The sequence below is a fragment of the Rhizobium alarense genome, from assembly GCF_021555155.1.
GTDB classification, from domain to species: Bacteria; Pseudomonadota; Alphaproteobacteria; order Rhizobiales; family Rhizobiaceae; genus Rhizobium_D; species Rhizobium_D alarense.
On sequence record NZ_JAKGBU010000002.1, the window covers coordinates 90,019 to 114,375 of the forward strand.

The 24,357-nt window shown below is 67.9% G+C and carries 25 protein-coding genes; 21 read left to right on the forward strand and 4 right to left on the reverse strand.

Going from position 1 to position 24,357, the window contains the following annotated elements:
• The coding region (locus LXM94_RS01205; protein ID WP_235769318.1) for a VOC family protein at positions 1–715 on the forward strand (715 nt) is incomplete at its 5' end.
• 29 nt (positions 716–744) lie between these two features.
• On the opposite strand, the gene LXM94_RS01210 is transcribed toward LXM94_RS01205, so the two are convergent.
• Positions 745–1,137 (reverse strand): DUF930 domain-containing protein, encoded by a 393-nt coding sequence (locus tag LXM94_RS01210; protein WP_235769319.1) that lies wholly within the window; start codon positions 1,135–1,137, stop codon positions 745–747.
• 212 nt (positions 1,138–1,349) lie between these two features.
• Here LXM94_RS01210 and LXM94_RS01215 point away from each other — a divergent pair, with 212 nt between their 5' ends.
• The 9 genes from LXM94_RS01215 (at position 1,350) to LXM94_RS01255 (ending at position 9,989) form a co-directional block, all read left to right on the forward strand.
• Positions 1,350–2,477 carry an AI-2E family transporter gene (locus tag LXM94_RS01215; RefSeq protein ID WP_235769320.1) on the forward strand — a complete coding sequence of 376 codons (1,128 nt, stop codon included), beginning with the start codon at positions 1,350–1,352 and terminating at the stop codon, positions 2,475–2,477.
• Positions 2,478–2,561: 84 nt separating this feature from the next.
• Positions 2,562–3,857, forward strand: coding sequence for a bifunctional sulfur transferase/dioxygenase Blh (gene blh / locus LXM94_RS01220; RefSeq protein WP_235769321.1), 1,296 nt, complete (start codon positions 2,562–2,564; stop codon positions 3,855–3,857).
• Between the two features lie 26 nt (positions 3,858–3,883).
• On the forward strand, positions 3,884–4,198 hold the full coding sequence (bigR, locus tag LXM94_RS01225) for a sulfite-sensing transcriptional repressor BigR (protein ID WP_235769359.1): 315 nt from the start codon (positions 3,884–3,886) through the stop codon (positions 4,196–4,198).
• Entirely contained in the window at positions 4,195–4,605 is a 411-nt protein-coding gene (locus tag LXM94_RS01230; protein WP_235769322.1) for a YeeE/YedE family protein, read from the forward strand. Before bigR ends, LXM94_RS01230 begins: the two co-directional genes overlap by 4 nt.
• On the forward strand, positions 4,602–5,036 hold the full coding sequence (locus LXM94_RS01235) for a YeeE/YedE family protein (protein WP_235769323.1): 435 nt from the start codon (positions 4,602–4,604) through the stop codon (positions 5,034–5,036). Before LXM94_RS01230 ends, LXM94_RS01235 begins: the two co-directional genes overlap by 4 nt.
• Positions 5,033–5,815, forward strand: a complete 783-nt coding sequence (locus tag LXM94_RS01240) for a sulfite exporter TauE/SafE family protein (protein ID WP_235769324.1) — start codon at positions 5,033–5,035, stop codon at positions 5,813–5,815. The genes LXM94_RS01235 and LXM94_RS01240 overlap by 4 nt, the downstream gene beginning before the upstream one ends.
• A gap of 229 nt (positions 5,816–6,044) precedes the next feature.
• Entirely contained in the window at positions 6,045–8,138 is a 2,094-nt protein-coding gene (locus LXM94_RS01245) for a S9 family peptidase (RefSeq protein WP_235769325.1), read from the forward strand.
• 24 nt (positions 8,139–8,162) lie between these two features.
• The gene (locus LXM94_RS01250; RefSeq protein ID WP_235769326.1) at positions 8,163–8,687 is read left to right on the forward strand and encodes a DUF1697 domain-containing protein; all 525 of its coding nucleotides are present in this window, start codon (positions 8,163–8,165) and stop codon (positions 8,685–8,687) included.
• A 102-nt stretch (positions 8,688–8,789) separates the two neighbouring features.
• On the forward strand, positions 8,790–9,989 hold the full coding sequence (locus LXM94_RS01255; protein ID WP_235769327.1) for a GNAT family N-acetyltransferase: 1,200 nt from the start codon (positions 8,790–8,792) through the stop codon (positions 9,987–9,989).
• Positions 9,990–10,030: 41 nt separating this feature from the next.
• On the opposite strand, the gene LXM94_RS01260 is transcribed toward LXM94_RS01255, so the two are convergent.
• Positions 10,031–10,660, reverse strand: coding sequence for a methyltransferase family protein (locus LXM94_RS01260; RefSeq protein ID WP_235769328.1), 630 nt, complete (start codon positions 10,658–10,660; stop codon positions 10,031–10,033).
• Between the two features lie 142 nt (positions 10,661–10,802).
• Here LXM94_RS01260 and LXM94_RS01265 point away from each other — a divergent pair, with 142 nt between their 5' ends.
• Positions 10,803–12,317, forward strand: a complete 1,515-nt coding sequence (locus tag LXM94_RS01265) for a protein adenylyltransferase SelO (protein WP_235769329.1) — start codon at positions 10,803–10,805, stop codon at positions 12,315–12,317.
• A gap of 40 nt (positions 12,318–12,357) precedes the next feature.
• Here the strand turns inward: LXM94_RS01265 and LXM94_RS01270 are convergent, their stop codons facing one another.
• Positions 12,358–13,917, reverse strand: coding sequence for a hypothetical protein (locus tag LXM94_RS01270; protein ID WP_235769330.1), 1,560 nt, complete (start codon positions 13,915–13,917; stop codon positions 12,358–12,360).
• A 338-nt stretch (positions 13,918–14,255) separates the two neighbouring features.
• Here LXM94_RS01270 and LXM94_RS01275 point away from each other — a divergent pair, with 338 nt between their 5' ends.
• Positions 14,256–16,595 carry a glucose/quinate/shikimate family membrane-bound PQQ-dependent dehydrogenase gene (locus LXM94_RS01275; protein WP_235769331.1) on the forward strand — a complete coding sequence of 780 codons (2,340 nt, stop codon included), beginning with the start codon at positions 14,256–14,258 and terminating at the stop codon, positions 16,593–16,595.
• 79 nt (positions 16,596–16,674) lie between these two features.
• Here the strand turns inward: LXM94_RS01275 and msrB are convergent, their stop codons facing one another.
• Positions 16,675–17,106 carry a peptide-methionine (R)-S-oxide reductase MsrB gene (gene msrB, locus LXM94_RS01280; protein ID WP_235769332.1) on the reverse strand — a complete coding sequence of 144 codons (432 nt, stop codon included), beginning with the start codon at positions 17,104–17,106 and terminating at the stop codon, positions 16,675–16,677.
• A gap of 48 nt (positions 17,107–17,154) precedes the next feature.
• Here msrB and LXM94_RS01285 point away from each other — a divergent pair, with 48 nt between their 5' ends.
• The 9 genes from LXM94_RS01285 (at position 17,155) to LXM94_RS01325 (ending at position 24,302) form a co-directional block, all read left to right on the forward strand.
• Positions 17,155–17,493 (forward strand): type II toxin-antitoxin system VapC family toxin, encoded by a 339-nt coding sequence (locus LXM94_RS01285; RefSeq protein ID WP_235769333.1) that lies wholly within the window; start codon positions 17,155–17,157, stop codon positions 17,491–17,493.
• Between the two features lie 43 nt (positions 17,494–17,536).
• Complete coding sequence (locus LXM94_RS01290; protein WP_235769334.1) at positions 17,537–19,897, forward strand: putative monovalent cation/H+ antiporter subunit A; 2,361 nt, start codon at positions 17,537–17,539, stop codon at positions 19,895–19,897.
• On the forward strand, positions 19,894–20,313 hold the full coding sequence (locus tag LXM94_RS01295; RefSeq protein WP_235769335.1) for a Na(+)/H(+) antiporter subunit B: 420 nt from the start codon (positions 19,894–19,896) through the stop codon (positions 20,311–20,313). Before LXM94_RS01290 ends, LXM94_RS01295 begins: the two co-directional genes overlap by 4 nt.
• Positions 20,313–20,690 carry a Na+/H+ antiporter subunit C gene (locus LXM94_RS01300; RefSeq protein ID WP_235769336.1) on the forward strand — a complete coding sequence of 126 codons (378 nt, stop codon included), beginning with the start codon at positions 20,313–20,315 and terminating at the stop codon, positions 20,688–20,690. The genes LXM94_RS01295 and LXM94_RS01300 overlap by 1 nt, the downstream gene beginning before the upstream one ends.
• Positions 20,691–20,709: 19 nt before the next feature.
• Positions 20,710–22,272: a Na+/H+ antiporter subunit D gene (locus tag LXM94_RS01305; protein ID WP_235769337.1), complete on the forward strand. Its 1,563-nt coding sequence runs from the start codon at positions 20,710–20,712 to the stop codon at positions 22,270–22,272.
• Positions 22,269–22,742, forward strand: coding sequence for a Na+/H+ antiporter subunit E (locus LXM94_RS01310; RefSeq protein WP_235769338.1), 474 nt, complete (start codon positions 22,269–22,271; stop codon positions 22,740–22,742). Before LXM94_RS01305 ends, LXM94_RS01310 begins: the two co-directional genes overlap by 4 nt.
• Complete coding sequence (locus LXM94_RS01315) at positions 22,742–23,098, forward strand: cation:proton antiporter (protein WP_235769339.1); 357 nt, start codon at positions 22,742–22,744, stop codon at positions 23,096–23,098. Before LXM94_RS01310 ends, LXM94_RS01315 begins: the two co-directional genes overlap by 1 nt.
• Before the next feature lies 1 nt (position 23,099).
• Positions 23,100–23,441, forward strand: a complete 342-nt coding sequence (mnhG, locus tag LXM94_RS01320) for a monovalent cation/H(+) antiporter subunit G (protein ID WP_235769340.1) — start codon at positions 23,100–23,102, stop codon at positions 23,439–23,441.
• Positions 23,442–23,867: 426 nt separating this feature from the next.
• Positions 23,868–24,302 carry a MucR family transcriptional regulator gene (locus LXM94_RS01325; protein WP_235769341.1) on the forward strand — a complete coding sequence of 145 codons (435 nt, stop codon included), beginning with the start codon at positions 23,868–23,870 and terminating at the stop codon, positions 24,300–24,302.
• The last annotated feature ends 55 nt before the right edge of the window (positions 24,303–24,357 follow it).

A 24,357-nucleotide genomic window follows, 5' to 3' on the forward strand; every position in this document is an offset into this window, starting at 1 on the left:
GGGCGTCGCCGGCCGGCCGCTCCTGACGCTGACGACGGCGGGCGACGCGGTGCGGGCGCCGCGCACCACCCCCGGCCTCTTCCACAATGCCTTCCTCGTGCCGAGCCGCGCCGAGCTCGGCCGCTGGCTTTCCAACGCGGTGCAGAACGGCGTCCGGCTCACCGGCGCCTCCGACCATCTGGTGAGCGAGGCGATCTATCTCGACGACCCGGAGGGCAACGGCATCGAGGTCTATCGCGACCGCCGGCGCGACGAATGGACCTATGTCGAGGACGGCACGGTGAAGATGGCGACGATGCGGCTCGACTTGCAGGCGCTCTACGACGAGACACCGCAGGGCGCCTGGGACGGCATGGCCGAGGGCACGGCGATCGGCCACATCCACCTGCAGGTCTCCAGCCTGCCGGAGGCCGACCGGTTCTTCGGCGACGTGCTCGGCCTCGACCTGATGGCGCGCTATCCGGGCGCAAGCTTCTTCGCGTCCGGCCGGTACCACCACCATATCGGCGCCAATATCTGGAACTCGCGCGGCCAGCCGAAGCGCGAGGGGCGCATGACCGGGCTTGCGGACTATACGATCCGGTTCACCGACAGGGCCAAGCTCGACGGGGCCGTGGCCGCGCTCGACACGCTCGGCATCGCCGGCGAGCGGCAGGGCGAGGTCGTCTCGCTGACCGACCCGTGGGGTATCGGCCTGAAGCTGGCGATGGCCTGAGATCGGGTCTGAGGCCGGGCGCCGCCGCGTCAGTCGTAGAGATAGTGCTCGTCCCATTGCGACCGGGGCACCCGGTTGCCGATCGTGAACCTGAAGTCCTGGATATCCAGCCGGTTCTTCGCCGCGACGCAGCGATAGGAAAGCCGGTACCATTCGCCGTCGCTGCGGAAGACGGCCCCCTTGGTGCGCAGCGTCGTGCCGGAGAGTTTCGGTTCGGCGAAGGCATAGGCAATCACCTTGTCGGGCCGGAATCCGCCGTCGTCATGCGAGATCCGGTTCATCGCCTCGATGTCGCAGCGCTGTTCCAGCTTCTCGTCGGGGGCGAGTCGCTCCAACTGCTCGCGGATGCCCGCATCGATCGCTGCGGCGGGAACGGGAAGCAGGAATGCCAGCGCAAGAGCGCAACAGATCAGCGGTTTCATGGGTTCGGGGTCGGTCCTCTGTTCGTCACAGACGGCGAACGCTGCCGCCGACACCCTCCTGCTCCCGCCCGAATGCGGCCATTCGAGGGCAAGGCGGGTTCATGACACTTGGCGGACGGGCCGCCGCCGGCCGGAATGGAACTTCGGATCGGCACGTGCGTTCATGGCCATCGACCCGGGGACAGCCCTGGGGGGCAGCAAAGGCAGGCGAGATGCGTCATGATCCGGAACGCGTTCTGAAGGAACGGGCGGATGTCGGCTATGAGATGCTTGGGCCGGCCTCTCCGGCCGGGACGTCGCGCAAGGACGGGCTCGATCTCGCCGCCGGCTGGGCGCTGATCGGCATCTTCCTCCTGATGGCGCTCGCCGCCGTCTACCTCATGGCGCCGATCCTCATCCCGCTGTCGCTCGCCGTGGTCACCGGCCTCATCCTGGGGCTCGCGGCCGAGAGGCTGACCGATGCGGGCATCCCGCCGCTGCCGGCCGCGCTGCTGCTCGCCACCGCCTTCGGTGTCGGCGTGTTCGTCATCACGGGCATGCTCGTCGAGCCGCTGACGGCGCTGGCGAACAATGCCCCGGACGTCATCCGCGACACGATAGACCGGATTAGGCCGAGTCTCGAGCGCATAGAATGGCTGAACATCCGCGCGGAAACCTTTTCGACGGGCGCGATGTCGCTCGAGAGCCTGCTTGAAAATACCAGCAGCCTCGTCGCCATGGTCTCGGCAGGCGTCGCGCCGGCGCTGCTCCAGGCGCTGATTTTCTTCGCCGCCCTCGTTCTCTTCCTGGCGGGCCGGCTGAAGCTGCGCCGCATGCTGATCCTGGCCTTCCCCCGGCGCGGGCAGCGTCTCGCGGCCATTCGCGTGATGAACGCGATCGACCGTTCGCTTGGCTATTATTTCGCGATCGCCGTCGTGGTCTATGCCGTCTTCGGCCTCGTTACCGCGGTGATCGCCTATGCGGGCGGGTTCGCGATGCCCGCCTTGTGGGGACTGTTCGCCTTCGTCGCGAGTTTCGTGCCGTTCCTCGGCGTCGCGGTGGTCTCGGCGGCGATGGCGGTGACCGGACTGCTGACACACGACACGACGATCGCCGGCCTGTCGCCCGCCATTGCCTTCCTCGCGGCCAATCTCGTCGTCGAGAATTTCGTCTTCCCGTCCGTGATGGGGCGCCGGCTGCAGCTTAACGCCTTCATCATCTTCACGGCCATCATCTTCTGGACCTGGCTGTGGGGGCCTGCCGGCGCCATGCTGGCGCTGCCGCTCTCCATCATCGGCATGACGATCGCCGACGAACTGCGCCCGGTGAAGAAGAAGAGCAGGCCCTCACTGCCCGGCTGAGCCGGAATGCCGCAGCGGTTCTCTTGCGTAATTCATCAATATACATTATATGAAATTGTATATTGATGAATGCAGGAGCTTCCCATGAACATGGTCCCCGTCGACGACCGGCTGACGCTGGCGAGCCAGCCCGGCCTGGAAGACATCGCCGCCCTGAAGGCGGCGGGCTATTCGACCGTCCTGAATCTTCGTCCGGACAACGAGGAGCCGGGACAGCCCGACAGCGGCGCCGCGCGACGCGCCGTGGAGGATGCCGGCCTCGGCTATGTCTTCATTCCGGTGACGGAGGAGGCGATCCGGGAGTCGGATGTCCGCGCCTTCCAGCGCGCCGTCGCGGCGGCGCAGGGCAGGGTTCTCGCCCATTGCAGAAGCGGAAAGCGCGCCGCCGCGCTCCATGTCATTGGCGAGGTGCTCGACGGCCGCATGCGTCGCACGGACGTGCCGGCCTTCGGCGAGCGCCAGGGTTTCGATCTTTCGGCCGCCGCCGCCTGGCTCGGGCGCGAGGCGGCGCGCGTGCCGCAGGTCAAGGGTTTCTTCGACCCGCGGACCTGGAGCATCCAGTATGTCGTGAGCGACCCGGCGACAGGCCGGTGTGCCATCGTCGACCCCGTCCTCGACTACGACGAGAAGTCCGGCGCGACGTCCACGCAAAGCGCCGACGCGATCCTTGCCCATGTGGCGCAGGAGGGGCTCGAGGTCGAATGGATTCTCGACACGCATCCCCATGCGGACCACTTCTCGGCGGCGCAGTATCTCAAGGAGAAGACCGGTGCGCCGACGGCGATCGGCGCCCGCGTCGTCGACGTACAGCGGCTCTGGAAGGGGATCTACAACTGGCCGGCCCTCAAGGACGACGGCTCGCAATGGGACCGCCTGTTCGCCGACGGCGACACATTCTTCGTCGGTTCCGTGCCCGCCCGGGTGCTGTTCTCGCCGGGCCATACGCTGGCCTCGGTGACCTATGTGATCGGCGACGCGGCTTTCGTGCACGACACGATGTTCATGCCGGACAGCGGCACGGCGCGCGCCGATTTTCCCGGCGGCGACGCGGCGCGGCTCTGGCGCTCCATGGCGGCGATCCTCGCGCTTCCGGACGAGACCCGCATCTTCACCGGCCACGACTACCAGCCGGGCGGCCGCGAGCCGCGCTGGGAAAGCACGGTCGGCGAGGAGAAGCGGAGCAATCCCCATCTCGCCGGCGTGACGGAGGCCGAATTCGTCCGGCTGCGCGACGCCCGCGACCGCACCCTGCCGATGCCGAAACTCATCCTGCATGCGCTGCAGGTGAACGTCCGCGCCGGGCGCCTGCCGGAGCCGGAGGAGAACGGCCGCCGCTACCTCAGGATTCCGCTGAACGCGCTGGAAGGAGCCGCCTGGTGATCGCGATCCCCACCCCGAAGGGCGAGATGACGCTGGCGCCCGACGCCATGGAAACGAAGGCGGCAGAGGTCGCCGGCCTGCTGAAGACGCTCGCCCATCCTTCCCGGCTGATGCTGGTCTGCACGCTGGTCGAGGGCGAGGCCTCGGTGGGCGGACTGGAGGCGGCGCTCGGCCTGCGCCAGCCGAACCTGTCGCAGCAGCTCAACGTGCTGCGCGAGGCCGGCATCGTCGAGACGCGCCGGGAGGGCAAGCAGATATTCTACCGCCTGACGGGCGAGAAGGCGGCGCAGCTCGTCGGCGCGCTCTACGGGATATTCTGCGCCGGGGAGGAAAGCCGATGACCGCCTATCTCCCGCCACTTCTCGGCGGCGTGCTGATCGGCCTTTCGGCCGCCATGCTGCTCGCGCTCAACGGCCGCACCGCCGGCATCAGCGGCATCGTCGGCCGGCTGCTGCAGGGGACCGGCGTGGCGGTCAACGCCGCCTTCGTGGCCGGCCTGCTGCTCGGCCCGGTCCTCTATCGTGCCCTGTCCGGCGGCTGGCCGGCGGCGACGATGACGCAACCGCTGCCGGTCGTCGTCGTTGCCGGCCTGCTGGTCGGATTCGGCACGCGCATGGGCTCGGGCTGCACCAGCGGCCACGGTGTCGTCGGTCTCGCGCATCTCTCGCCGCGGTCCTTCGCCGCCGTTGCGAGCTTTCTGGCGGCCGGCATCGTCGCCGTCGCATTGCTGAGGAGCCTCGGCCTGTGAACCGTCTTTCAGCGCAGACACTCGCCGCCCTTGCGTCCGGCACCGTCTTCGGCCTCGGGCTTGCGCTTTCCGGCATGCTCGACCCGGCCCGCGTCCAGGGCTTCCTCAATGTCGCGGGACGCTGGGATCCGAGCCTCGCCTTCGTGCTTGCCGGCGCGGTCGCCACGCTCTTCGTCGCGCTGCGCACCATCCGCCGCATGCGGCGGCCGGCATTCGATACGTCCTTCCACCTGCCGGAAAACCGCCGGATCGATCGGAGGCTGATCCTTGGCTCGGTCGTGTTCGGCTTCGGCTGGGGTCTCGCCGGCTTCTGCCCCGGGCCGGCCGTGTCGGCTGTGACCCTCGGCGTCGTCGAGCCCGTTCTCTTCGTCGCCGCCATGGCCGCCGGCATGGTGCTGCACGACCGCCTTGCGGCGCGGGGGACGGCATGACGATGCAGGCGTTCGCGGCGGTCGGTTCCGGCGGTCTGGTCGGTTTCCTGCTCGGCCTCGTCGGCGGCGGCGGCTCGATCCTCGCGACACCACTTCTCGTCTATGCCGTCGGCGTCGTGCCGCCGCATGTGGCGATCGGCACCGGCGCGCTCGCCGTTTCCGTCAACGCCTTCGCGAATTTCGCCGGCCATGCGCTGCGCGGCCACGTCTGGTGGCGCTGCGCGCTCGTCTTTGCCGCGCTGGGCACGCTCGGCGCCTATGGCGGATCGAGTCTCGGCAAGGCCGTCGACGGACGGCACCTGCTCGTGCTCTTCGGCCTCCTCATGCTCGCCGTCGGCCTTCTGCTGCTCCGGCGGCGCCCGGCGGGCGCCGCCGCGCCGCGCCCCGTCGACCGCCGCATGTGCGCCCTGACGGCGCTCGTCGCGCTCGCCGCCGGCGCTGCCTCCGGCTTTTTCGGCATCGGCGGCGGCTTCCTCATCGTGCCGGGTCTCGTGTTCGCCACCGGCATGCCGATGATCAATGCCGTCGGCACGTCGCTGCTCGCCGTCGGCGCCTTCGGCCTCGCGACCGCGCTGAACTACGCCGCATCCGGGCTCGTCGACTGGGCGCTTGCCGCCGAGTTCATCGGCGGCGGGCTTGCCGGCGGTCTCGCCGGCACGGCGCTCGCCACCCGGCTCGGCGGCCGTCGCGACCTGCTCTCGCGCCTCTTCGCCGCCCTCGTCCTCACCGCCGCCGCCTATGTGCTCTATCGCAGCATCGGCGACCTTTCGGCGGGCTGAGGGATCGTCTTGACCTGCGTCAGGGCGGGTCGAAAACGGCTTTTTCGAGCGCCGAAGCGGAGCCTGCACCAAGGACGAGAGCATCGGAGCGCAGAAAACGCCATTTGCAGACAGCCGTCACGCAGGTTCAAAACGGTCTCCGGTTGCAGCGCCGCCCGTCTTGGCGCTTGATGCGCGGGGCGGGGGTCTCTATCTGTCGTGCTCCAGATGCGATTTGCCGGAGCCTGCCTTGCCCCCCTTTGACAACCTCCCCGCCGCCCCGATTGCCGCCCGCAAACCCGTCTCGGAGACGCGCCACGGCATCACGCGGACCGATGACTATGCCTGGTTCCGCGCCGACAACTGGCAGCAGATGTTCAAGGATACCTCGATCCTCGATCCGGAAATCCGCGCCCACCTGGAGGCCGAGAACGCCTATATGAAGGCGGCCATGGCCGATACCGAGGCGTTGCAGAAGGCGCTCTTTGCCGAGATGCGCGGCCGCATCAAGGAGGACGACAGTTCGGTGCCGGTCAAGGACGGGCCCTTTGCCTACGGCTCCTCCTATGTCACCGGCGGCGAGCAGCCGCGCTATTTCCGCGAGCCGCGCGACGGCGGCGAGCGCAGGATCCTGCTCGATGGTGACAAGGAGGCGGAGGGCAAGGACTATTTCCGCCTCTCCGGCCTCGACCATGCGAGCGATCACACGCTCGGAATCTGGGGCTATGACGACAAGGGTTCGGAATATTTCACGCTGCGCGTGCGCGATCTCGAGACGCTGGAGGATCGCCGCGACGTGATCGAGAACACCGGCGGCGGCGGCGTCTGGGCGCCGGACGGCGGGAGCTTCTTCTACACGCTGCAGGACGAGAACCACCGCCCGTCGAAGATCTTCCACCACATCCTCGGCGAGCCGCAGGACAAGGACCGGCTCGTCTACGAGGAGACCGATCCGGGCTTCTTCGTGTCGGTCGGCGGCTCGCTGCTCGACGACTACGTCTATATCGACATCCACGACCACGAGACGAGCGAATACCGCCTGCTCTCGACGAAGGACCTTTTCGCGGAGCCGGTCGTCGTGGCGCCGCGCCGGACAGGCCTTGAATACTCGATGACCGAGGGCGGCGACGTCTTCTACATCCTGACCAATGCCGACGGCGCCCGGGACTTCAAGATCATGGAGGCGCCGGTGACGGCGCCGGAGCGCGGCAACTGGAAAGAGGTGGTGCCGCACCGGCCGGGCACGCTGATCCTCAACCACATGGCCTTTGCCCGCCACCTCGTCTGGCTGGAGCGCCACGAGGGCCTGCCGCGCATCGTCGTGCGCGACCGCAGGAGCGGCGAGGAACACGAGATCGCCTTCGCCGAGGAGGCCTATTCGCTCGGGCTTTCGGGGGCGGCGGAATACGACACCGACGTCATCCGCTTCTCCTATTCCTCGATGACGACGCCGTCGCAGCTTTACGACTACGACATGGCGACGCGCCGGCGCACGCTTCTGAAGACGCAGGAGGTGCCGTCCGGACACGATCCGGACGACTACGTCACCCGCCGCGTCTTCGCGCCGGCGCATGACGGCGAGCGCGTGCCGGTGACGCTGCTCTACCGCAAGGACACGGCCCTCGACGGCTCGGCCCCCTGCCTGCTCTACGGCTACGGCGCCTACGGCATCTCCATCCCCGCCTCGTTCAACACCAACTGCCTGTCGCTCGTCGACCGCGGCTTCGTCTATGCCATTGCCCATATCCGCGGCGGCAAGGACAAGGGTTTTGCCTGGTACGAGAACGGCAAGATGGAGAAGAAGAAGAATACGTTCAGCGACTTCATCGCCGCCGCCGACCACCTCGCGAAGGAGAAATTCACCGCCTACGACCGCATCGTCGCCGAAGGCGGCTCGGCCGGGGGCATGCTGATGGGCGCCGTCGCCAACATGGCGCCGGAGAAATTCGGCGGCATCATCGCCGCCGTGCCCTTCGTCGACGTCTTGAACACCATGCTCGACGACACGCTGCCGCTCACCCCGCCGGAATGGCCGGAATGGGGCAACCCGATCGACAGCGCGGATTTCTACCGGCTGATGGCCTCCTACAGCCCCTATGACAATGTCGGCGCCAAACCCTATCCGCCGATCCTGGCGCTGTCCGGCCTGACCGACCCCCGCGTCACCTACTGGGAGCCGACGAAATGGGTGGCGAAGCTGCGGGACCACTCGACGAGCGGCGCGCCGGTGCTGCTGAGGACCAATATGGGCGCCGGCCACGGCGGCGCCTCCGGCCGCTTCCAGCGCCTCGAGGAAATCGCCTTCGAATACGCCTTCGCCATCAAGGTGGCGGGGAAGATGTGACCTGACGTCGGCAGGAGGCCGCCCATGCCCGTCCACGTTGCCCTTCTGCGCGCCGTCAATGTCGGCGGCACCGGCAAGCTGCCGATGGCGGAGCTGCGGGCGATCTGCGAGGGGCTCGGCTTTGCCGGCGTCGAGACCTACATCCAGAGCGGCAACGTGCTCTTCCGCTCGGACCTGTCGGCCGGGGAGGCGGAGGCGGTGCTCGACGAAGCGCTCGCCCGGCGGCTCGGCAAGGCGCCGGGCGTCATGATCCGCAGCGCCGCCGAGCTTGCCGCGCTCGTTGCCGGCAATCCCTTTCCGCAGGCGAAGCCGAACGTCCTGATGGTCAACTTCCTGCCGGGGGAGATGCCGGCCGAACCGCTGGCCGGCCTCGTCGCGCCGGACGGCGAGGCGGTGCATGTCGGGACCCGGGAGATCTGGGTCCACTATCCGAACAGCTCCGGCCGCTCGAAATTCAGGCTCCCGGCGCTGAAGCGCGCCACATCCCGCAACCTCAATACCGTGGCGAAGCTTGCGGACCTTGCGGCGGCGCTGGAGCGGCGCCTGTAACCACGCCCTGCGCCGTGCAGGTTGCCGCCGGCGGGAAAGGTTTTGTTCAGCCGGCGCTGCTACCGTCGGTGGCTTGTGAAACCGGGTGGGTCCGCGGGCGGCATGAACATTCAGCGGGTGAGGGCGGCGGATGGCGCCGGGCTCGGGCGGCGGGTGATCGGCGATCTCGCCGGCGTCGACGCGATCGCCGCCGACTGGCGGGCGCTCGAGGTGCGGTCGGCGGGCACGCTCGGCTATTTCCAGTCCTTCGGCTGGTGCCGTGCCTGGCTTGCCGCCTTCGCGCCGCCCGGAAGCGGTATCGTTCCGTCGATCGAGACCTTCTGGGCGAGCGGCCGGCTGGTGGCCGTGCTGCCGCTCGTGCGGCGCTCCGGCGCCGGCGGCCTCGTCCGGTTGGAAAGCCTCGGCACCCCCCATGGCCAGTATATGACGATGCTCGTCGAACCCGCCTTCTGCGACCGCGCCGGCGAGGCGCTGCTCCGCCCGCTCCTGGAGCGCTTCGCCGGAACGGTCGACGTGGCGATCTTCAGCGCCGTGCCGGAGGGTTCACCGCTTGCAACCCTGCTTGCCGGGGCCGAGCGGCTCGGCGGGGCGAAAAACGAATCCTCGATCCTCGACCTCACGGTCTTCGAAACGGCGGCGGCCTATGCGGCCTCGCTTTCCAAGACGCAGCGCCGCAACCGCAACCGCCGCCGCAACCAGCTCGCGCGCGAGGGTGAACTCGCCTTCTCCGTCGTCTGGCCGGGCGACGAGGATTTCGTGCCGCTGGTGCATCGCTGCGTCGCGATGAAGCGGCGCTGGCTGAAGGAGACGGGCCGCGTCAGCCTGGGTTTCGCCTATCGGGATTTCGAGGGCTTCCTCGCCTCGCTGGAGGGGGACGCCCGCCGCATGGAGGGCGCCTGCCTCTTCGCGCTGACGGCGGGCGGCCGGCTGGTCGCGGCCGAGATCGGCTTTCTGCAGAAGGGCCACTACTACGCCTATATCGGCGCCTTCGACTGGGATCTGCGCCAGGTCTCGCCCGGCAAGACGCAGATGGACATGACGGTCTGCTGGCTGATCGACCGGGGCGTCGAGCGCTACGACCTGCTTGGCAATCCCGCCGACTACAAGGAAAGCTGGAGCGACCGCACGGTGCGGCTGGAAACCTTTGCCCTGCCGCTCACCTGGAAGGGGCGGCTTTATGCGCGGTTCTGGATACCGCGGCTGCGCCCGGCGTTGAAACGCCTGTTCGAGCGCCTGCCGGAGGGCCTGCGCCGCCTCGCGAGCGTCGGCCAGACGATGGGCATGCTGCTGGTGGTCGTCTGATCCCGGCCCTGGGGGCGGTATGGCCAAGGCCGGCGAGGGTTTCAGAACAGCGTGGCGACGGCCGGCAGCAGGGCCATCTCGTGCAGTTCCTCGGTCACTTCGGTGAGCGGCAGGGCGAGCAGGAAGACGAGGCCGTCCCTGAGCGTGCGCCAGAGGCTCGACGGCTCGAACTCCTGCCGGTCCGGTCCTGCGTCATAGAGCCTGAAGGCCGGCAGGAAGCGCGGCGTGGCCTGGCGATAGCGCGTATAGGCGGGGCCGAACCGGGACGTCAGGAACACCTCCTCGCGCCGCACGACCAGCGCGAAGACCATCCAGCAGAGGGTGGCGCAGACAATCCCGTAGGTCGCCATGCCGGTCTGCAGGCCGACGCCGGCGGCGCCGATGATCGAAGCGGTATAAAGCGGGTTGCGGCAGAGGCTGTAGGGGCCGACGGTGGCGAGCTCCGCATTCTTCCGGCCGCCGATATAGAGCGTGCACCAGAGGCGCAGGCCGATCGCCAGAAGGATCAGCAGGACGCCGGAGAGCTCCATCGCGATATGGTAGTAGCTGTCGCCGATCGAGGCCGGCTTGAGGAACAGCAGCGAGACCGCGAGCGCGATCAGCGCGGCGATGATCGTCATGCGGCGCACGACCTGGACGGTCGGCAGGTGGTTGAAGTCGAATCCCGTCACGGCGATCCCCGGCGTCTGGAGCGGTTTCTGCCGCGACAGTCACCGGATCATTGGGATTTTTTTGTGATTGCCTTCTCTCCGGCCGGCGCGCCACTATCTGGGAAGGAGGGCGGCGCCGGGACCGCCCGGAAAAGAGGCATCCGTGACGACGACATCGACGGCCGAGGCTGTAACGCGTGAGGCAGCACCCGTAGCCTTCGACAACAGCTACGCCCGGCTGCCGCAGCCCTTCTTCGCCCGCGTCGATCCGACGCCGGTCGCGGCGCCGGCATTGCTCGCCTTCAACCGGCCGCTCGCCGAAGAGCTCGGCCTCGACGCGGACCGCCTGGAGGCGGACGGCGCCGCGGTCTTTTCCGGCAGCCGCCTGCTGCCGGGCGCCGAGCCGCTCGCCATGGCCTATGCCGGCCACCAGTTCGGCCAGTTCGTGCCGCTGCTCGGCGACGGGCGGGCGATCCTTCTCGGCGAGGTGGTCGATCGAAAGGGCCGGCGCCGCGACATCCAGCTGAAAGGGCCGGGCAAGACGCCCTATTCGCGCCGCGGCGACGGACGCGCGGCGCTCGGGCCGGTGCTGCGCGAATATATCGTCAGCGAGGCGATGCACGCGCTCGGCATCCCCGCGACGCGGGCGCTCGCCGCCGTCACGACGGGCGAGCCGGTCTATCGCGACCGGGTGCTGCCGGGCGCCGTCGTCACCCGTGTCGCCGCGAGCCATATCCGCGTCGGCACCTTCCAGTTCTTCGCCGCGCGTGGCGATACGGACAACCTGCGCATCCTCGCCGACTATGTCATCGGCCGGCATTTTCCCGAGATCGGGCAGGCGGAGAACCGCTACCTGGCGCTTCTCGACGCGGTCGCCGCCCGGCAGGCCGCGCTGATCGCCCGCTGGCTCGGCGTCGGCTTCATCCACGGCGTGATGAACACCGACAACATGGCGGTTTCGGGTGAGACGATCGACTTCGGCCCCTGCGCCTTCATGGACGGCTACGACCCGCGCACCGTCTTCTCCTCGATCGACGCGGGCGGCCGCTACGCCTATGGCAACCAGCCGGCGATCGGCCAGTGGAACATCGCGCGGCTCGCCGAAACGCTGCTGCCGCTGATCCACGAGACGCCGGGCGAGGCGGTCGACCGGGCAAACGACGCCGTCGACCGCTTCATGGAGCGTTTCCAGGCGGAGTGGAAGAGGGTGATCGCCGCCAAGCTCGGGCTCGACCGGATCGGGACGGAGGAGGAGCAGGACCTGGTCCGCGCGCTGCTGACCCTGATGTACGAGCAGAAGGCCGATTTCACGCTCGCCTTCCGGCGCCTCGGCGATGCCGCGGCGGGGGAACAGGACGACGGGGCCTTTGCCCGCCTGTTCGCCGATCCCACCGCCGTCTCGCCCTGGCTGGCGCGCTGGCGGACGCGGCTGGCGCAGGACGCGCGCGGCCCGGCCGGTGTCGCCAGCGCGATGCGCGCCGTCAACCCCGCCTTCATTCCGCGCAACCACCGGGTGGAGGAGGCGCTCGCTGCTGCGGTGGAGGAGGGCGACCTGTCGCTCTTCCATGCGCTTAGCCGCGTGCTTGCCCGCCCTTACGACGACCGGCCGGATTTCGCACGCTATGCGGAGCCGCCGCGCCCCGGCGAAGAGGTGCTGCAGACCTTCTGCGGCACCTGACGACCGGCCGGCGGCGTCTGCGCAAGCGGCGTCTGGACAATCAGCCGCCGCTGAGCTGCAGGGCGTTGCGCAGTTCCAGGATATGGTGCGGCACCTCGCCCTTGTCGGCCGGCCCGGTCCGCACCGTCATGTCCCAGTATTTGGTGTGGGTGAAGAAGGGGATGTTGCCCATCGGCGCGCCGTTCTGGTCACGCTGCGGCAGCACCGCCACGTCCTTGGCGCCCATCAGCCGCTCCGCCCCCTTCACGAGGGCGAAATGGCTGCCGACCGGCCCGGAAATCATGTCGCCCCAGGCGATCATCCAGCTCTTCGAATGCAGGTTGGTCCAGCGCGTATAGGCGAAATGCGCGGCATGGTGGGGATTGCGCCTTCCGGCATTCGCGGCGGCGCGGCGCTCGTCGGCGGGCAGCGCCTTTTCGGCCTTCTCCTCCGCCTCGCTCCGCAGGCGCGGATAGGTGAAATGGCGAAGCTTCGTCGTGCCGTTCCATTCGAGCGTCGGCGGGCAGGTGGGCAGGATGCGCTCCTGCTGCTGTGCCAGCAGATCGGCCTCGTCGAAGGCGAGCAGGAATTCGGCGTGGGTCAGCGGCGAGCCGAGCGTCACGAAGTCCGTGACGACCCAGGGGTGGCCCTCGCCCTTCAGCTCGTCGAGACAGGCGCGCTGCAGCGCCTGGAAGCGGTCGATCCGGAAGTCGGCCGCCGTCGTGTCGCGCAGATAGGCCTCCAGTTCGGCGCGGCAGGGCTGGCCGTCGGCGGCGGTGAAGGCGTCGTTCATCCGGGCGAAGGTATGTTTGAGGATGTCGTAGGCGACGATCGTGCCGAGCGAATGGGCGACGACGACGACGCGTTCGTAGCGCCGCTCGCCGGACGGCGGAAGCCTGCCGTCGGCCATCGGCGCGCCGAGCAGGATCGTCTCCAGCAGCTCGACGCCCTTTTCCCGGATCTCCTGCCGCCGCGCCACATTGGGCGGCGTCGCCTTCACATAGCGCGCGACGTCGCCGAAATAGCCGAGCATGAACTGGCTCGCCTTCCGGCGCACGAGCTGCGTGATCAGGTAGCCGGCCGCCAGCGCGACCCCGACGGCGGCGCTGAAGCCGGCGAGCCAGGGCGCCTGTTCCCGAGAGAAGGCGGAATAGGTGCCGGCCACCGCCGCAACCGCCACGGCGATGGCCACGAGCCACATCACGATCCACACCGGCATCACGTCGGCCGGCACGCGGCGGGGGCGCCGGAGCAGCAGGTCGCCGATCCAGGCCGCCAGATGCTCGGAGGTCGTGCCCTCCATGAGATGCGCCCAGTAGAATTCGTAGAAGTCCGTCTTGCGTCCGTCGTCGGCCGTTTCCGTCGTGATGCGGCGCAGCTCGTAGGAGCGGTTTCGGTCGTCCGGCCGGCTCCAGATCGGGTTGCCCGTCCGCGCTTCGCCCGTGTTGCTGTCCTTGCGATTGGCGTTGATCAGGCTGCGATCCGTCGTCCAGACGGCATCGACGAAGCTCCTGAGCGTCGTCATCGGAACCTGCTCGCCCATGCCGTGGATGACGATCACCGCCTGCTTCGGGGTGATCTTCTCATTCGCTTCGGTGGCGTCTGTGCCGCTGTCTGCCATTCCCCTGTCCTCCTCATGGCCGGCGGATCGTTTCGCATGGCGCGGTTGCGTGGGGGCGCAATGGCGTGTCGGCGATCTTCCTCTATCAGCGCGTGCATGGCAAGTCCGATCCCGGCGCGGCCGGCGACGCAACCGCGAGGCACCGATCCTTCGCTTTCGACCATTGATTGCCGGCGGGCCTGCGCTAATCTTCTCCCGTGGCGGCTCGTCGGCCGCCGTCCTCCCGAGACCGGTCCCCGCGCGCGGGGACCATCCGCAAAATGCCCCTCCGGGCCCGCTTCGCCCGCCATCGAGATCACCGCCGCCGGTCGTGCGGCGCCGCCATGGAGATCGAGACCATGCTTCTGACCGCCACCGCCGCCCTGTTCGCTCTCATCGGCCTTTTTCTCGCGGGCGGCGGCGGCTGGCTGCTGTCGCTCGGCGGCAGCGCCTATTATCTCGTCGCCGGCATCGCCTTCCTGGCGACGGCCTTCCTGCTCCGCCGGCGCAGCGCCGCGGCGCTCTGGCTCTATGCGGCGGTGGTGATCGGCTCGCTGCTCTGGGCGGTCTGGGAGGTCGGCTTCGACTGGTGGCAGCTCGGGCCGCGCGGCGGGGTGATCGTGCTGCTCGGCCTCTGGCTGATGACGCCGTGGATCACCGGCCGGCTCGGCTTCGCCAGCCCGAGCGGCCATGTCTACCGCGCCAGCGCGCTGCCGCTGACCGTCGCCGTGCTCGCGGCGGTCGGCATCGCGCTCTTCTCCATGACCCGGGATCCGCACGACCTGTCGGGATCGCTGCCCGAGGAGATCGTGCATGCGAGCCCCGCCTTCGGCGGCAGCGTGCCGGACGGCGAATGGCACCAGTACGGCCGCACGCCCTTCGGCCAGCGCTACTCGCCGCTCGACCAGATCAACACCGGCAACGTCTCGACGCTGAAGGTCGCCTGGCAGTACCGGACGGGCGACGTCAAGCTGCCCGACGACGTCGGCGAGACGACCTACCAGGTGACGCCGCTGAAGATCGGCAACACGCTCTATGTCTGCACGCCGCACAACTGGGCGATCGCCATCGACGCGACGACCGGCGAGGAGAAGTGGAAATACGATTCCGGCTCCGGCCTGAACCCCGACCGGCAGCACCAGACCTGCCGCGGCGTGACCTGGTATGTCGACGAGGCCGCCGCCGAGGGCAGCGCATGCCGCACCCGCGTCTATCTGCCGACCTCCGACGCGCGGCTGATCGCGCTCGACGCGGAAAACGGCGCGGTCTGCAGCACCTTTGCCGACAACGGGATGCTCCGGCTGGAGCAGGGCATGCCCTACAATCCGGCCGGCTACTACTATTCCACCTCGCCGCCCGTCATCGTCGACGGCAAGATCATCATCGGCGGCGCGGTCAACGACAACTATTCGACGCAGTCGCAATCGGGCGTCATCCGCGCCTTCGACGTGAAGACCGGCGCGCTTGTCTGGAACTGGGATTCCGGCAATCCGGACGTCACCACCCCGCTGCCGGCCGGCCAGACCTACACGGCGAACTCGCCGAACAGCTGGTCGGTCTTCAGCTATGACGCGGGTCTCGGCCTCGTCTATATCCCGCTCGGCAACAAGGTGCCGGACCAGCTCGGCATGGACCGCAGCGAGGCGGTGGAGAAATACTCCTCGTCGATCGTCGCGCTCGACATGCGGACCGGCGCGGTGCGCTGGGTACGCCAGACGGTGCACCACGATCTCTGGGACATGGACGTGCCCGCCCAGCCGGTGCTGCTCGACATCACGAAGGAGGACGGGACGGTCGTGCCGGCGCTTGTCGGCCCGACGAAGCAGGGCGACATCTATGTGCTCGACCGGCGCACCGGCGAGGCGATCATCTCGGTCGAGGAAGTGCCGGCGCCGACCGGCGCGATCGCCGAGGACTTCACCGCCCCGACGCAGCCGGTCTCGGGCCTCACCTTCCTGCCCGATCGGCTCGAGGAACGGAACATGTGGGGCGTCACGATGTTCGACCAGCTCGCCTGCCGCATCGACTTCCACCGGCTGAAATACGAGGGCCGCTACACGCCGCCGTCGCTCGAGGGCACGCTTGTCTATCCCGGCAATTTCGGCACGTTCAACTGGGGCTCCGTCGCCGTCGATCCGGAACGGCAGATCCTGTTCGGCATGCCGACCTATCTTGCCTTCACCTCGCGGCTCGTGCCGCGCGAGGACATCCCGCCGAAGGCGCAGGACGAGAAGGGTTCCGAACAGGGTCTCAACCGCAACGACGGCGCGCCCTACGGCGTCTTCATGGGACCGTTCCTCGGCCCCCTCGGCATTCCCTGCCAGGCGCCGCCGTGGGGCTACGTCGCCGGTGCCGATCTCAGGACCGGCGAGATCGCCTACAAGCACAAGAACGGCACCGTCTACGACATGACGCCGCTCCCCTTGCCGTTCAAGGTCGGCGTGCCGGGCATCGGCGGTCCGATCGTCACCAAGGGCGGCGTCGCCTTCCTCGGCGCCGCGGTGGACAACTACCTGCGCGCCTACGACGTGACGACCGGCGAGCAGCTCTGGGAGGCCCGGCTTCCCGCCGGCGGCCAGTCGACGCCGATGACCTACACGACCGACGACGGCAAGCAGTATGTGGTGATGGTCGCCGGCGGCCACGGCTCGGTCGGCACCAGGCCGGGCGACTACGTCATCGCCTATACGCTGCCGTAGGCGTTCGGCGCCCGCAAACACCGAAACGGCCGGCCACGATCACGGGCCGGCCGTTTCGTTCTGCGACGCTATGGGCCGCTCAGCCCTGTTTCGTCTCGCCGCCGTCCGCGTCGAAGGTCAGCGCCACGCCGTTCATGCAGTAGCGCAGCCCCGTCGGCGGCGGGCCGTCGGGGAAGACGTGGCCGAGATGGGCGTCGCAATCGGCGCAGCGGATCTCGACCCGGTTCATCCCGTAGGAAAGATCGCGGTGGTTCGTCACGGCCTCCGCCGCGATCGGCTCGTAGAAGCTCGGCCAGCCCGTGCCGGAATTGAACTTCGTCTCCGAGCGGTAGAGCGGACGGTTGCAGCACACACAGCGGTAGGTGCCTTTCTTCGACGGGTCGAAATCAGGGCTCGAAAAGGCACGCTCGGTGCCATGCTGGCGGGTGACGCGGTACTGCTCGGGCGTCAGGAGCGCACGCCATTCCGCGTCGGATTTCTGCACCTTCAGGCGGGTCGTCGTCTCGGACATCTGGGCCTCCATAGCGGTCGGACAGGATGTAGGGCGCGACGGCAGCGATTGCAATTGCCGCGCCGGCACGCCAGCGGGCCGGACGGTTGCCGCGGGCAACAGCAATCGCGGCTCAATGACATCTTCCGGCGAGGCCGCGACGGCCGCTCGGCCGGATCGCGGCGGCCGCGATGCGCGGGGCGCTTCTCCGTCAACGACATCATCGACGCCGGGATATCCATTTGCTCCGCCCGCACACAGGGCCTCGACGCGATGCCGGATTCTGCCGGGGGCCGACGCGAGCCGGCGGCGCCGGCCCCGATCCGGGGAGAACGCGGCGAAAAATTGGCGCCGCTGCTTTTCAAGGGTGGCGATTTCCGCCATACCGACGTAGAACCGGCGGCCTGAAGAAGGGCCGCACCGGCACCGCCATCACGCAGAAGGAGAGGGCATGTTCGCAGACACACCGGCCTTGACGTTCATCGCCTTCTGTCTGCCGTTCCTGGCCGCCCTGCTCGCTCCCTGGCTGACGCGTCTGCTCGGTCACAACGCCGCCTGGCCGCTCGCCCTCGCTCCGGCCGCGATCTTCCTGCATTTCCTCGGCTTTTCCCCGGAGATCGCGCGCGGCGAGATCGTCACCGGCGGCTATGCCTGGGTGCCGTCCTACAATGTCAGCTTTTCCTGGCTGATCGACGGCCTGTCGCAGACGTTTCTTCTGCTGATCTCGGGCATCGGCACCCTCATCGTGCTCTATTCCGGCGGATATCTGAAGGGCCACGAGCACCAGGGACGCTTCTTCTCCTTCATCCTGATGTTCATGGGATCGATGCTGGGGCTCGTCGCGTCCGACAGCTTCCTGATGCTCTTCATCTTCTGGGAGATGACCTCGGTCACCTCGTTCCTGCTGATCGGCTTCGACCATGCGCGCGAGGCCGCGCGCCGCGCGGCGCTGCAGGCGCTGGTCGTCACCGGCGGCGGCGGGCTCTTCCTGCTCGCCGGTCTCATCATCCTGTGGAACGTCACCGGCATCACCCAGTTGTCGCTGCTGCTCTCCTTCGGAGAGGAGGTGCGGGCGAGCCCGTTCTATCTCGCCATGCTGATCCTGCTGCTCGGCGGGGCCTTTACCAAATCGGCGCAGTTTCCGTTCCATTTCTGGCTGCCGAACGCCATGGAGGCGCCGACGCCGGTCTCGGCCTACCTGCATTCGGCGACCATGGTAAAGGCCGGCGTCTATCTCGTCATGCGGCTCAACCCGGTCTTCGGCGGCACGCCGGCCTGGGAAACGATCCTGCCGGTCTTCGGCGCGGCGACGCTGATCGTCGGCGGCGTGCTCGCCATCCGCCAGACCGACCTCAAGCTGATGCTCGCCTATACGACGGTCGCCTCTCTCGGCCTGCTCGTCCTCCTGACCGGTTTCGGTTCGCAGCATGCGGCGGCGGCAGCGGCGCTCTATCTCGTCGCCCATTCGCTCTTCAAGGGCGGGCTCTTCATGGTGGCGGGGCTCATCGACCACGAAGCGGGTACGCGCGACATCACCCGCCTCGGCGGTCTGCGGCGCGCCATGCCGCTCACCTTCGCCGCCGCCCTTCTTGCCGCGCTCTCCATGGGCGGCGTCGCGCCCTTCTTCGGTTTCCTCGCCAAGGAGGAGGTCTATGCGGCGCTCTGGACAGGCGAGCTTCGCGGCGCGATGCTGACCGCCGCCGTCGTTGTCGGCAACGGGCTGATGTTCGCCGTCGCCTTCGCGGTTGCGCTCAAACCCTTCCTCGGGCCGGCGGTCGAGACGCCGAAACACGCGCATGACGGGCCGGCGCTCCTCTGGCTCGGCCCCCTGTCGCTCGGGGGACTTGGTCTCGTCGCGGGCCTGCTGGCGGCCGGCACCCACCTCTTCGTCTCCTCGCCGCTCGCATCGGCCATCGCCGGAGAGCCGCAGACCGTCTCGATTTCGCCGCTGCCGCATCTCGGCATCGCGCTCGGCCTGTCGCTGCTGACGATCGCGCTCGGCGTCGCGGTCTACAGCGCGCTCGACCGGGCGCGCGCTGCGGCCGACCGTCTCGTCGCCGATATCGGCTGGGGGCCGGACCGCGGCTTCGACCAGGCGATGACCGGCCTCGTGCGGTTTTCCGCCCGTGCCGCCCGCCTCACGCAGCCGGGCCGGATGGAAGTCTACATGACGGTGACCTTCGCGGTGATCGCGCTGACGCTCATCACACCGATCGCCTGGTACGGTGAATGGCCGCGCCTGCCTGCCTGGCCGGCCGACGCGCAGTTCCAGGAACTGGCGTTCATGGCGCTTGCCGTCTTCGGCATCATCGGCGTGCTGACGGCCGCCAACCGCCTGAACTCCATCCTCGCGCTCGGCATCCAGGGTTTTGCCGTCGCCGTGCTCTTCCTGCTCTTCGGCGCGCCGGATCTCTCCTTCACCCAGTTCATGGTGGAGACGCTTTCGGTCGTCATCCTCGCCCTCGTGATGACGCGGCTGAGGCTCGAGCCGCGCGACCACCGGCCGCTGCGCGAAAAGCTGCCGGACGCGGTGATCGCCACCGCCTGCGGCCTCGGCTTCATGCTCTATCTGCTGAAGGTCACGCAGGGCCGCTTCGACATGGCGCTCACCGACTTCTTCAACCTCTATTCCAAGGCGATCGCCCACGGCGCCAACGTGGTGAACGTCATCATCGTCGACTTCCGCGGCACGGACACGCTGGGCGAGATCGCGGTGGTGATGGTGACGGGCCTTGCCATCCTGTCGCTGATCCGCATCCGCATCGGCAGGCCCGCCGAGAGCGAAGCGGCGGGCGGGGAGACGAAGGCATGAACACGCTGATCTTCCGGACCATCGCGCCCTTTCTCACGGCGCTGATGGTGCTGTTCTCCGTCTTCGTATTGCTGCGCGGCCACAACGAGCCGGGCGGCGGTTTCATCGGCGGGCTGATCGCCGCCTCTGCGCTGGCGATCTACGGCATCGCCTGCGGCGTCGCGCCGGTGCGCCGGGCGATCTGGTTCCATCCGATGACCATCGCCGCCTTCGGCCTGTTCATCGCCTGCGTCGCCGGGCTGCTGTCGATCGTCCTCGCGGTGCCCTTCATGACCGGCCTCTGGATCTATCCCGTGTTCCTCGGCGTGGAGGTGCCGCTGTCGACGGTCATGCTGTTCGACACCGGCGTCTATCTGGTCGTCGTCGGCGCCATAACCTCGATCGCGCTGGCGCTCGAGGAGAGGGACGACATCTGATGGAAGCGCTGTTCTCGATCCTCATCGGCTTCTTCTTCGCCGCCGCCGTCTACCTGATGCTGTCGAAATTCCTGGTGCGCGTTCTGCTCGGCGTCGTGCTGCTCGGCAATGCGGTGAACCTCCTGCTCTTCACGGTGGGCCGGCTGATGCGCGAGGTGCCGCCGATCATTCCCGACGGGGCCGGGGCCCAGATCGGGCTCACCGCCAACCCGCTGCCGCAGGCGCTGATCCTGACGGCGATCGTCATTTCCTTCTCGTTCTTCGCCTTCCTGCTGGTGCTCGTCTACCGCGCCTACCAGGACCTCGGCACCGACAACGGCAACGAGATGCGCGTCGCCGAGCCCGAAGGCGAGCCGCTGCCGCCGACCGGCTACTGAGAGCGGAGAGACTGGACCCATGGCCGCATCCGCAAGCCCCGTTTCCGACCTGTCGCAGGCTCTCGTCCTTTCGCCCGTTGCGCCGGCCGACTGGCTGGTGATCCTGCCCGTCGCCTGGTGCCTTCTTGCCGGCGCGCTGCTCCTGATGCTGCGCAAGGAGATCCGGCTGCAGGCCGGCCTCGGCATTGCGGCCGCCGCCGTGCTCGTCGGGATCGACGCGGCCCTGCTCCGGCATGTCGCCGCGGCCGGGCCCGTCACCATGGTCATGGGCCGCTGGCTGCCGCCCTTCGGCATCGCCTTCACGGTCGACCTCGCCGGCGCGCTTTTCGCGCTCACCTCCGCCGTCGTGGCGCTCGCCGGTGCGGTCTATGCCGCCGGCGACGTCGACGGCAGCGGCCGGCGCTACGGCTTCTATCCCTTCCTGATGCTGCTGATGGCCGGCGTCTCCGGCGCGTTCCTGACCGGCGACATCTTCAATCTCTATGTCTGGTTCGAGGTGCTGCTGATCTCGTCCTTCGGCCTGCTCGTGCTCGGCTCCGAGAAGGAGCAGATCGACGGCGCCATCAAATACGCCTTCCTGAACCTCGTCGCCACGACGCTGTTCCTGATCGGCACCGGCTATCTCTACGGTCTCTTCGGCACGCTGAACATGGCCGACATCGCGCTGAAGGCCGAGGCGATGCGCGGCACGCTGCCGCTGATGACGCTCGCCGCCCTCTATGTCCTCGCCTTCGGCATGAAGGCCGCCGCCTTCCCGGTCAACTTCTGGCTGCCCGCCTCCTACCACACGCCGAGGATCGTCGTCTCGGCGCTTTTTGCCGGCCTGCTGACGAAGGTCGGCATCTATGCGCTGCTGCGCACCATGGTCATGCTGTTTCCGGTCGAGCGGGAGGAACTGAGCTTCGTGCTGGCGCTGGTTGCCGCCGCCACGATGGTCCTCGGATCGCTCGGCGCGCTCGGCCAGAGCGACATCCGCAAGCTTCTCGGCTATCTCGTCATCTCGGGCATCGGCGTCATGCTCGCCGGCATCGCGCTCGGCGGCCCGGGCGGCATCGGCGGCGCCATCTTCTACGCGCTGCATTCCATGGTGGTGATGACGGCGCTCTACATGGCGGTCGGCATTGCCGGCCGGCTTTCGGGCAATTTCAGCCTGCATGCGCTGTCGGGCCTCTACCGGCGCTCCGCGCCGTTCGCGACGCTGTCGCTCGTGCTGTTCTTCACCGTCTCCGGCCTGCCGCCCTTTTCCGGATTCTGGCCGAAGGTGATGGTCGCCAAGGCGGCGCTCGACATCGGCGCCTGGTGGCTGGCGGCGATCGTGCTGCTGACGGGCTTCCTCACGACGATCGCCGTCGGACGCGTCTGGGTGCTCGCCTATTGGCGGCCGGCGCTGCCCGAACTGCCGCCGCCGGCCGGCGGCGTGCCGGCAAGCGCGCTCGTTCCGCTCGCGGCGCTGACGCTGATCGCGGTCGCGGCCGGGTTCTTTCCCGAGGCGCTGCTGTCGTCGATCCAGTCGGCGGCCGGCGTGCTCGCCGAACCCTCCGCCTATATCCGCTCCGTCTTCCCGGAAGGAGGCAGACCATGAGGCTCTTCATCAACAATGTCTTCCTGGCGCTCGCCTGGGCGGCGGTGAGCGGCAGCTTCACCGCGCTCAACCTCGCCTTCGGTTTCGCGCTCGGCACGCTCTCGCTCGTTTTGATCCGCGGCGAGGTGCACAGCCTCGGTTATGTCTCGCGCACCCGGCGCATCCTGTCGCTGGCTCTGCTCTTTCTCAAGGAACTGGCGCTGTCCGCCTGGAAGGTGGCGGTGCTGGTGGCGAGCCCGAGGATGGAGCTCAAGCCCGGCATCTTCGCCTTTCCGCTGACCGTCGACCGGGATTTCGAGATCACGCTGCTCGCCAATCTCATCACGCTGACGCCGGGCACGCTCTCCGTCGACGTCTCCGACGACCGCAGGACGCTCTTCGTGCATGCGATCGACTGTTCCGACCCGGTCGCGGCGCGCCGCGACATTGCGAACGGCTTCGAGAAAAAGATCATGGAGGCGTTCCGCTGATGTCGCCCGAAACCATCATCTCCGCCGCTTCCTGGGTTGCTCTCCTGCTGACATGTGCGGCCTTCTTCATCACCATCTGGCGCGTCATCACGGGCCCAACGCTGCCGGACCGGATCGTCGCGCTCGACATGCTGGTGGCGATCGCCATCGGCTTCGTCGCGGTCGAGGCGATCAAGACCGGCTATACGCTCTATGTCGACATCGCGATCGCGCTCGGCCTGGTCGGCTTCCTCGCCACCGTCGCCTTCGCCCGCTTCCTGATGGCCCAGGGCATGCCCGCCGACGAAGCCGGAACTGCGGCGCCGGCGGCGCGGCCGGGCGGCGCGGCGCGGCACAAGAAGACGAGGAGGCGCTGACATGGTGGATCTCGTGCTTTCGCTTCTGGTCGCGGCCATGCTGGTGGTCGGCGGCATCTTCGCCTTCCTCGCCGCGCTCGGCCTGCTGCGCCTGCCGGACGTCTATACCCGCATGCACGCCGCGTCGAAGGCAGGCACCGTCGGTTCCGGGCTGATGCTGATCGCCGCCGGCATCCATTCCTACGAACTGGCGACGCTGACGCGTGCCGTCGCGGGTTTCGTCTTCTTCATCCTGACGGCCCCGGTCGCGGCCCATCTCGTCGCCAAGGCGGCGCACCAATCCGGCTATCGCCTGCAAAAACCTTCGGTTCTTGACGAAATGCACGACCGTAAGAAGAAATGAGGATGTAGCTTCGCGCGTTGACAACAACGTTCGAAGCATCAGCGATGCGATCGCGCTTTATGCACCTTCGTTGCGGGATCTGGATAGCTGTTTGGCGCGGTGAATAAAATAATATTGGACTTTCTGATCAGAGGTGCTATTCAGACGCAAGTAAAGCAGCTGATCTGATTTTGGTCACCTACGATTTCCAGTTACGGTTGAATTAAGTGGAATGCGGCTCGAAGTTGGCCGCCGATTTCAGCAATATTCGGTAACAAATCGACGGCCCGATCATAATCAATCAATATTGCCGGTTTTGTAGAGGCAGCCCTCGGTGTGCCTTCGTATCGAGAAACAGCGGTACTCTGCAGCAGATGCTTTGCGTGAATTGTTTAGCTATCTCGTCGCCGGCGTCGTTTCCGGCAGGCGAACGGACAGGAGAATGAGATGACGGACATATCCTCGGGCAACGGATCCGATGCGCTGGTCGAACTGACCGCAGACATCGTCGCGGCCTATGTCAGCAACCACGTCGTGCCGGTCGGCGAACTTTCCGGCCTGATTTCCGACGTACATTCTGCACTGCAGAATACGTCCAAGCCGGCTGCGGTCGTCGAAGTGGCCGCGCCGAGCGAGAAGCCGAAGCCGCCGGTTCCGATCCGCAAGTCGGTGCAGAACGACTATATCATCTGCCTCGAGGACGGCCAGAAGTTCAAGTCGCTGAAGCGTCACCTGATGACCCACTACGGCATGACGCCCGAGGAATACCGCGAGAAGTGGGACCTGCCGGCCGACTATCCGATGGTCGCGCCCGCCTATGCGGAAGCCCGCTCGCGCCTGGCCAAGGAAATGGGCCTCGGCCAGCGCCGCAAGGGCAAATAAACACCAGATACAGGATGCGCAGGGCCGACCTTCGGGTCGGCCTTTTGTGTCGAAG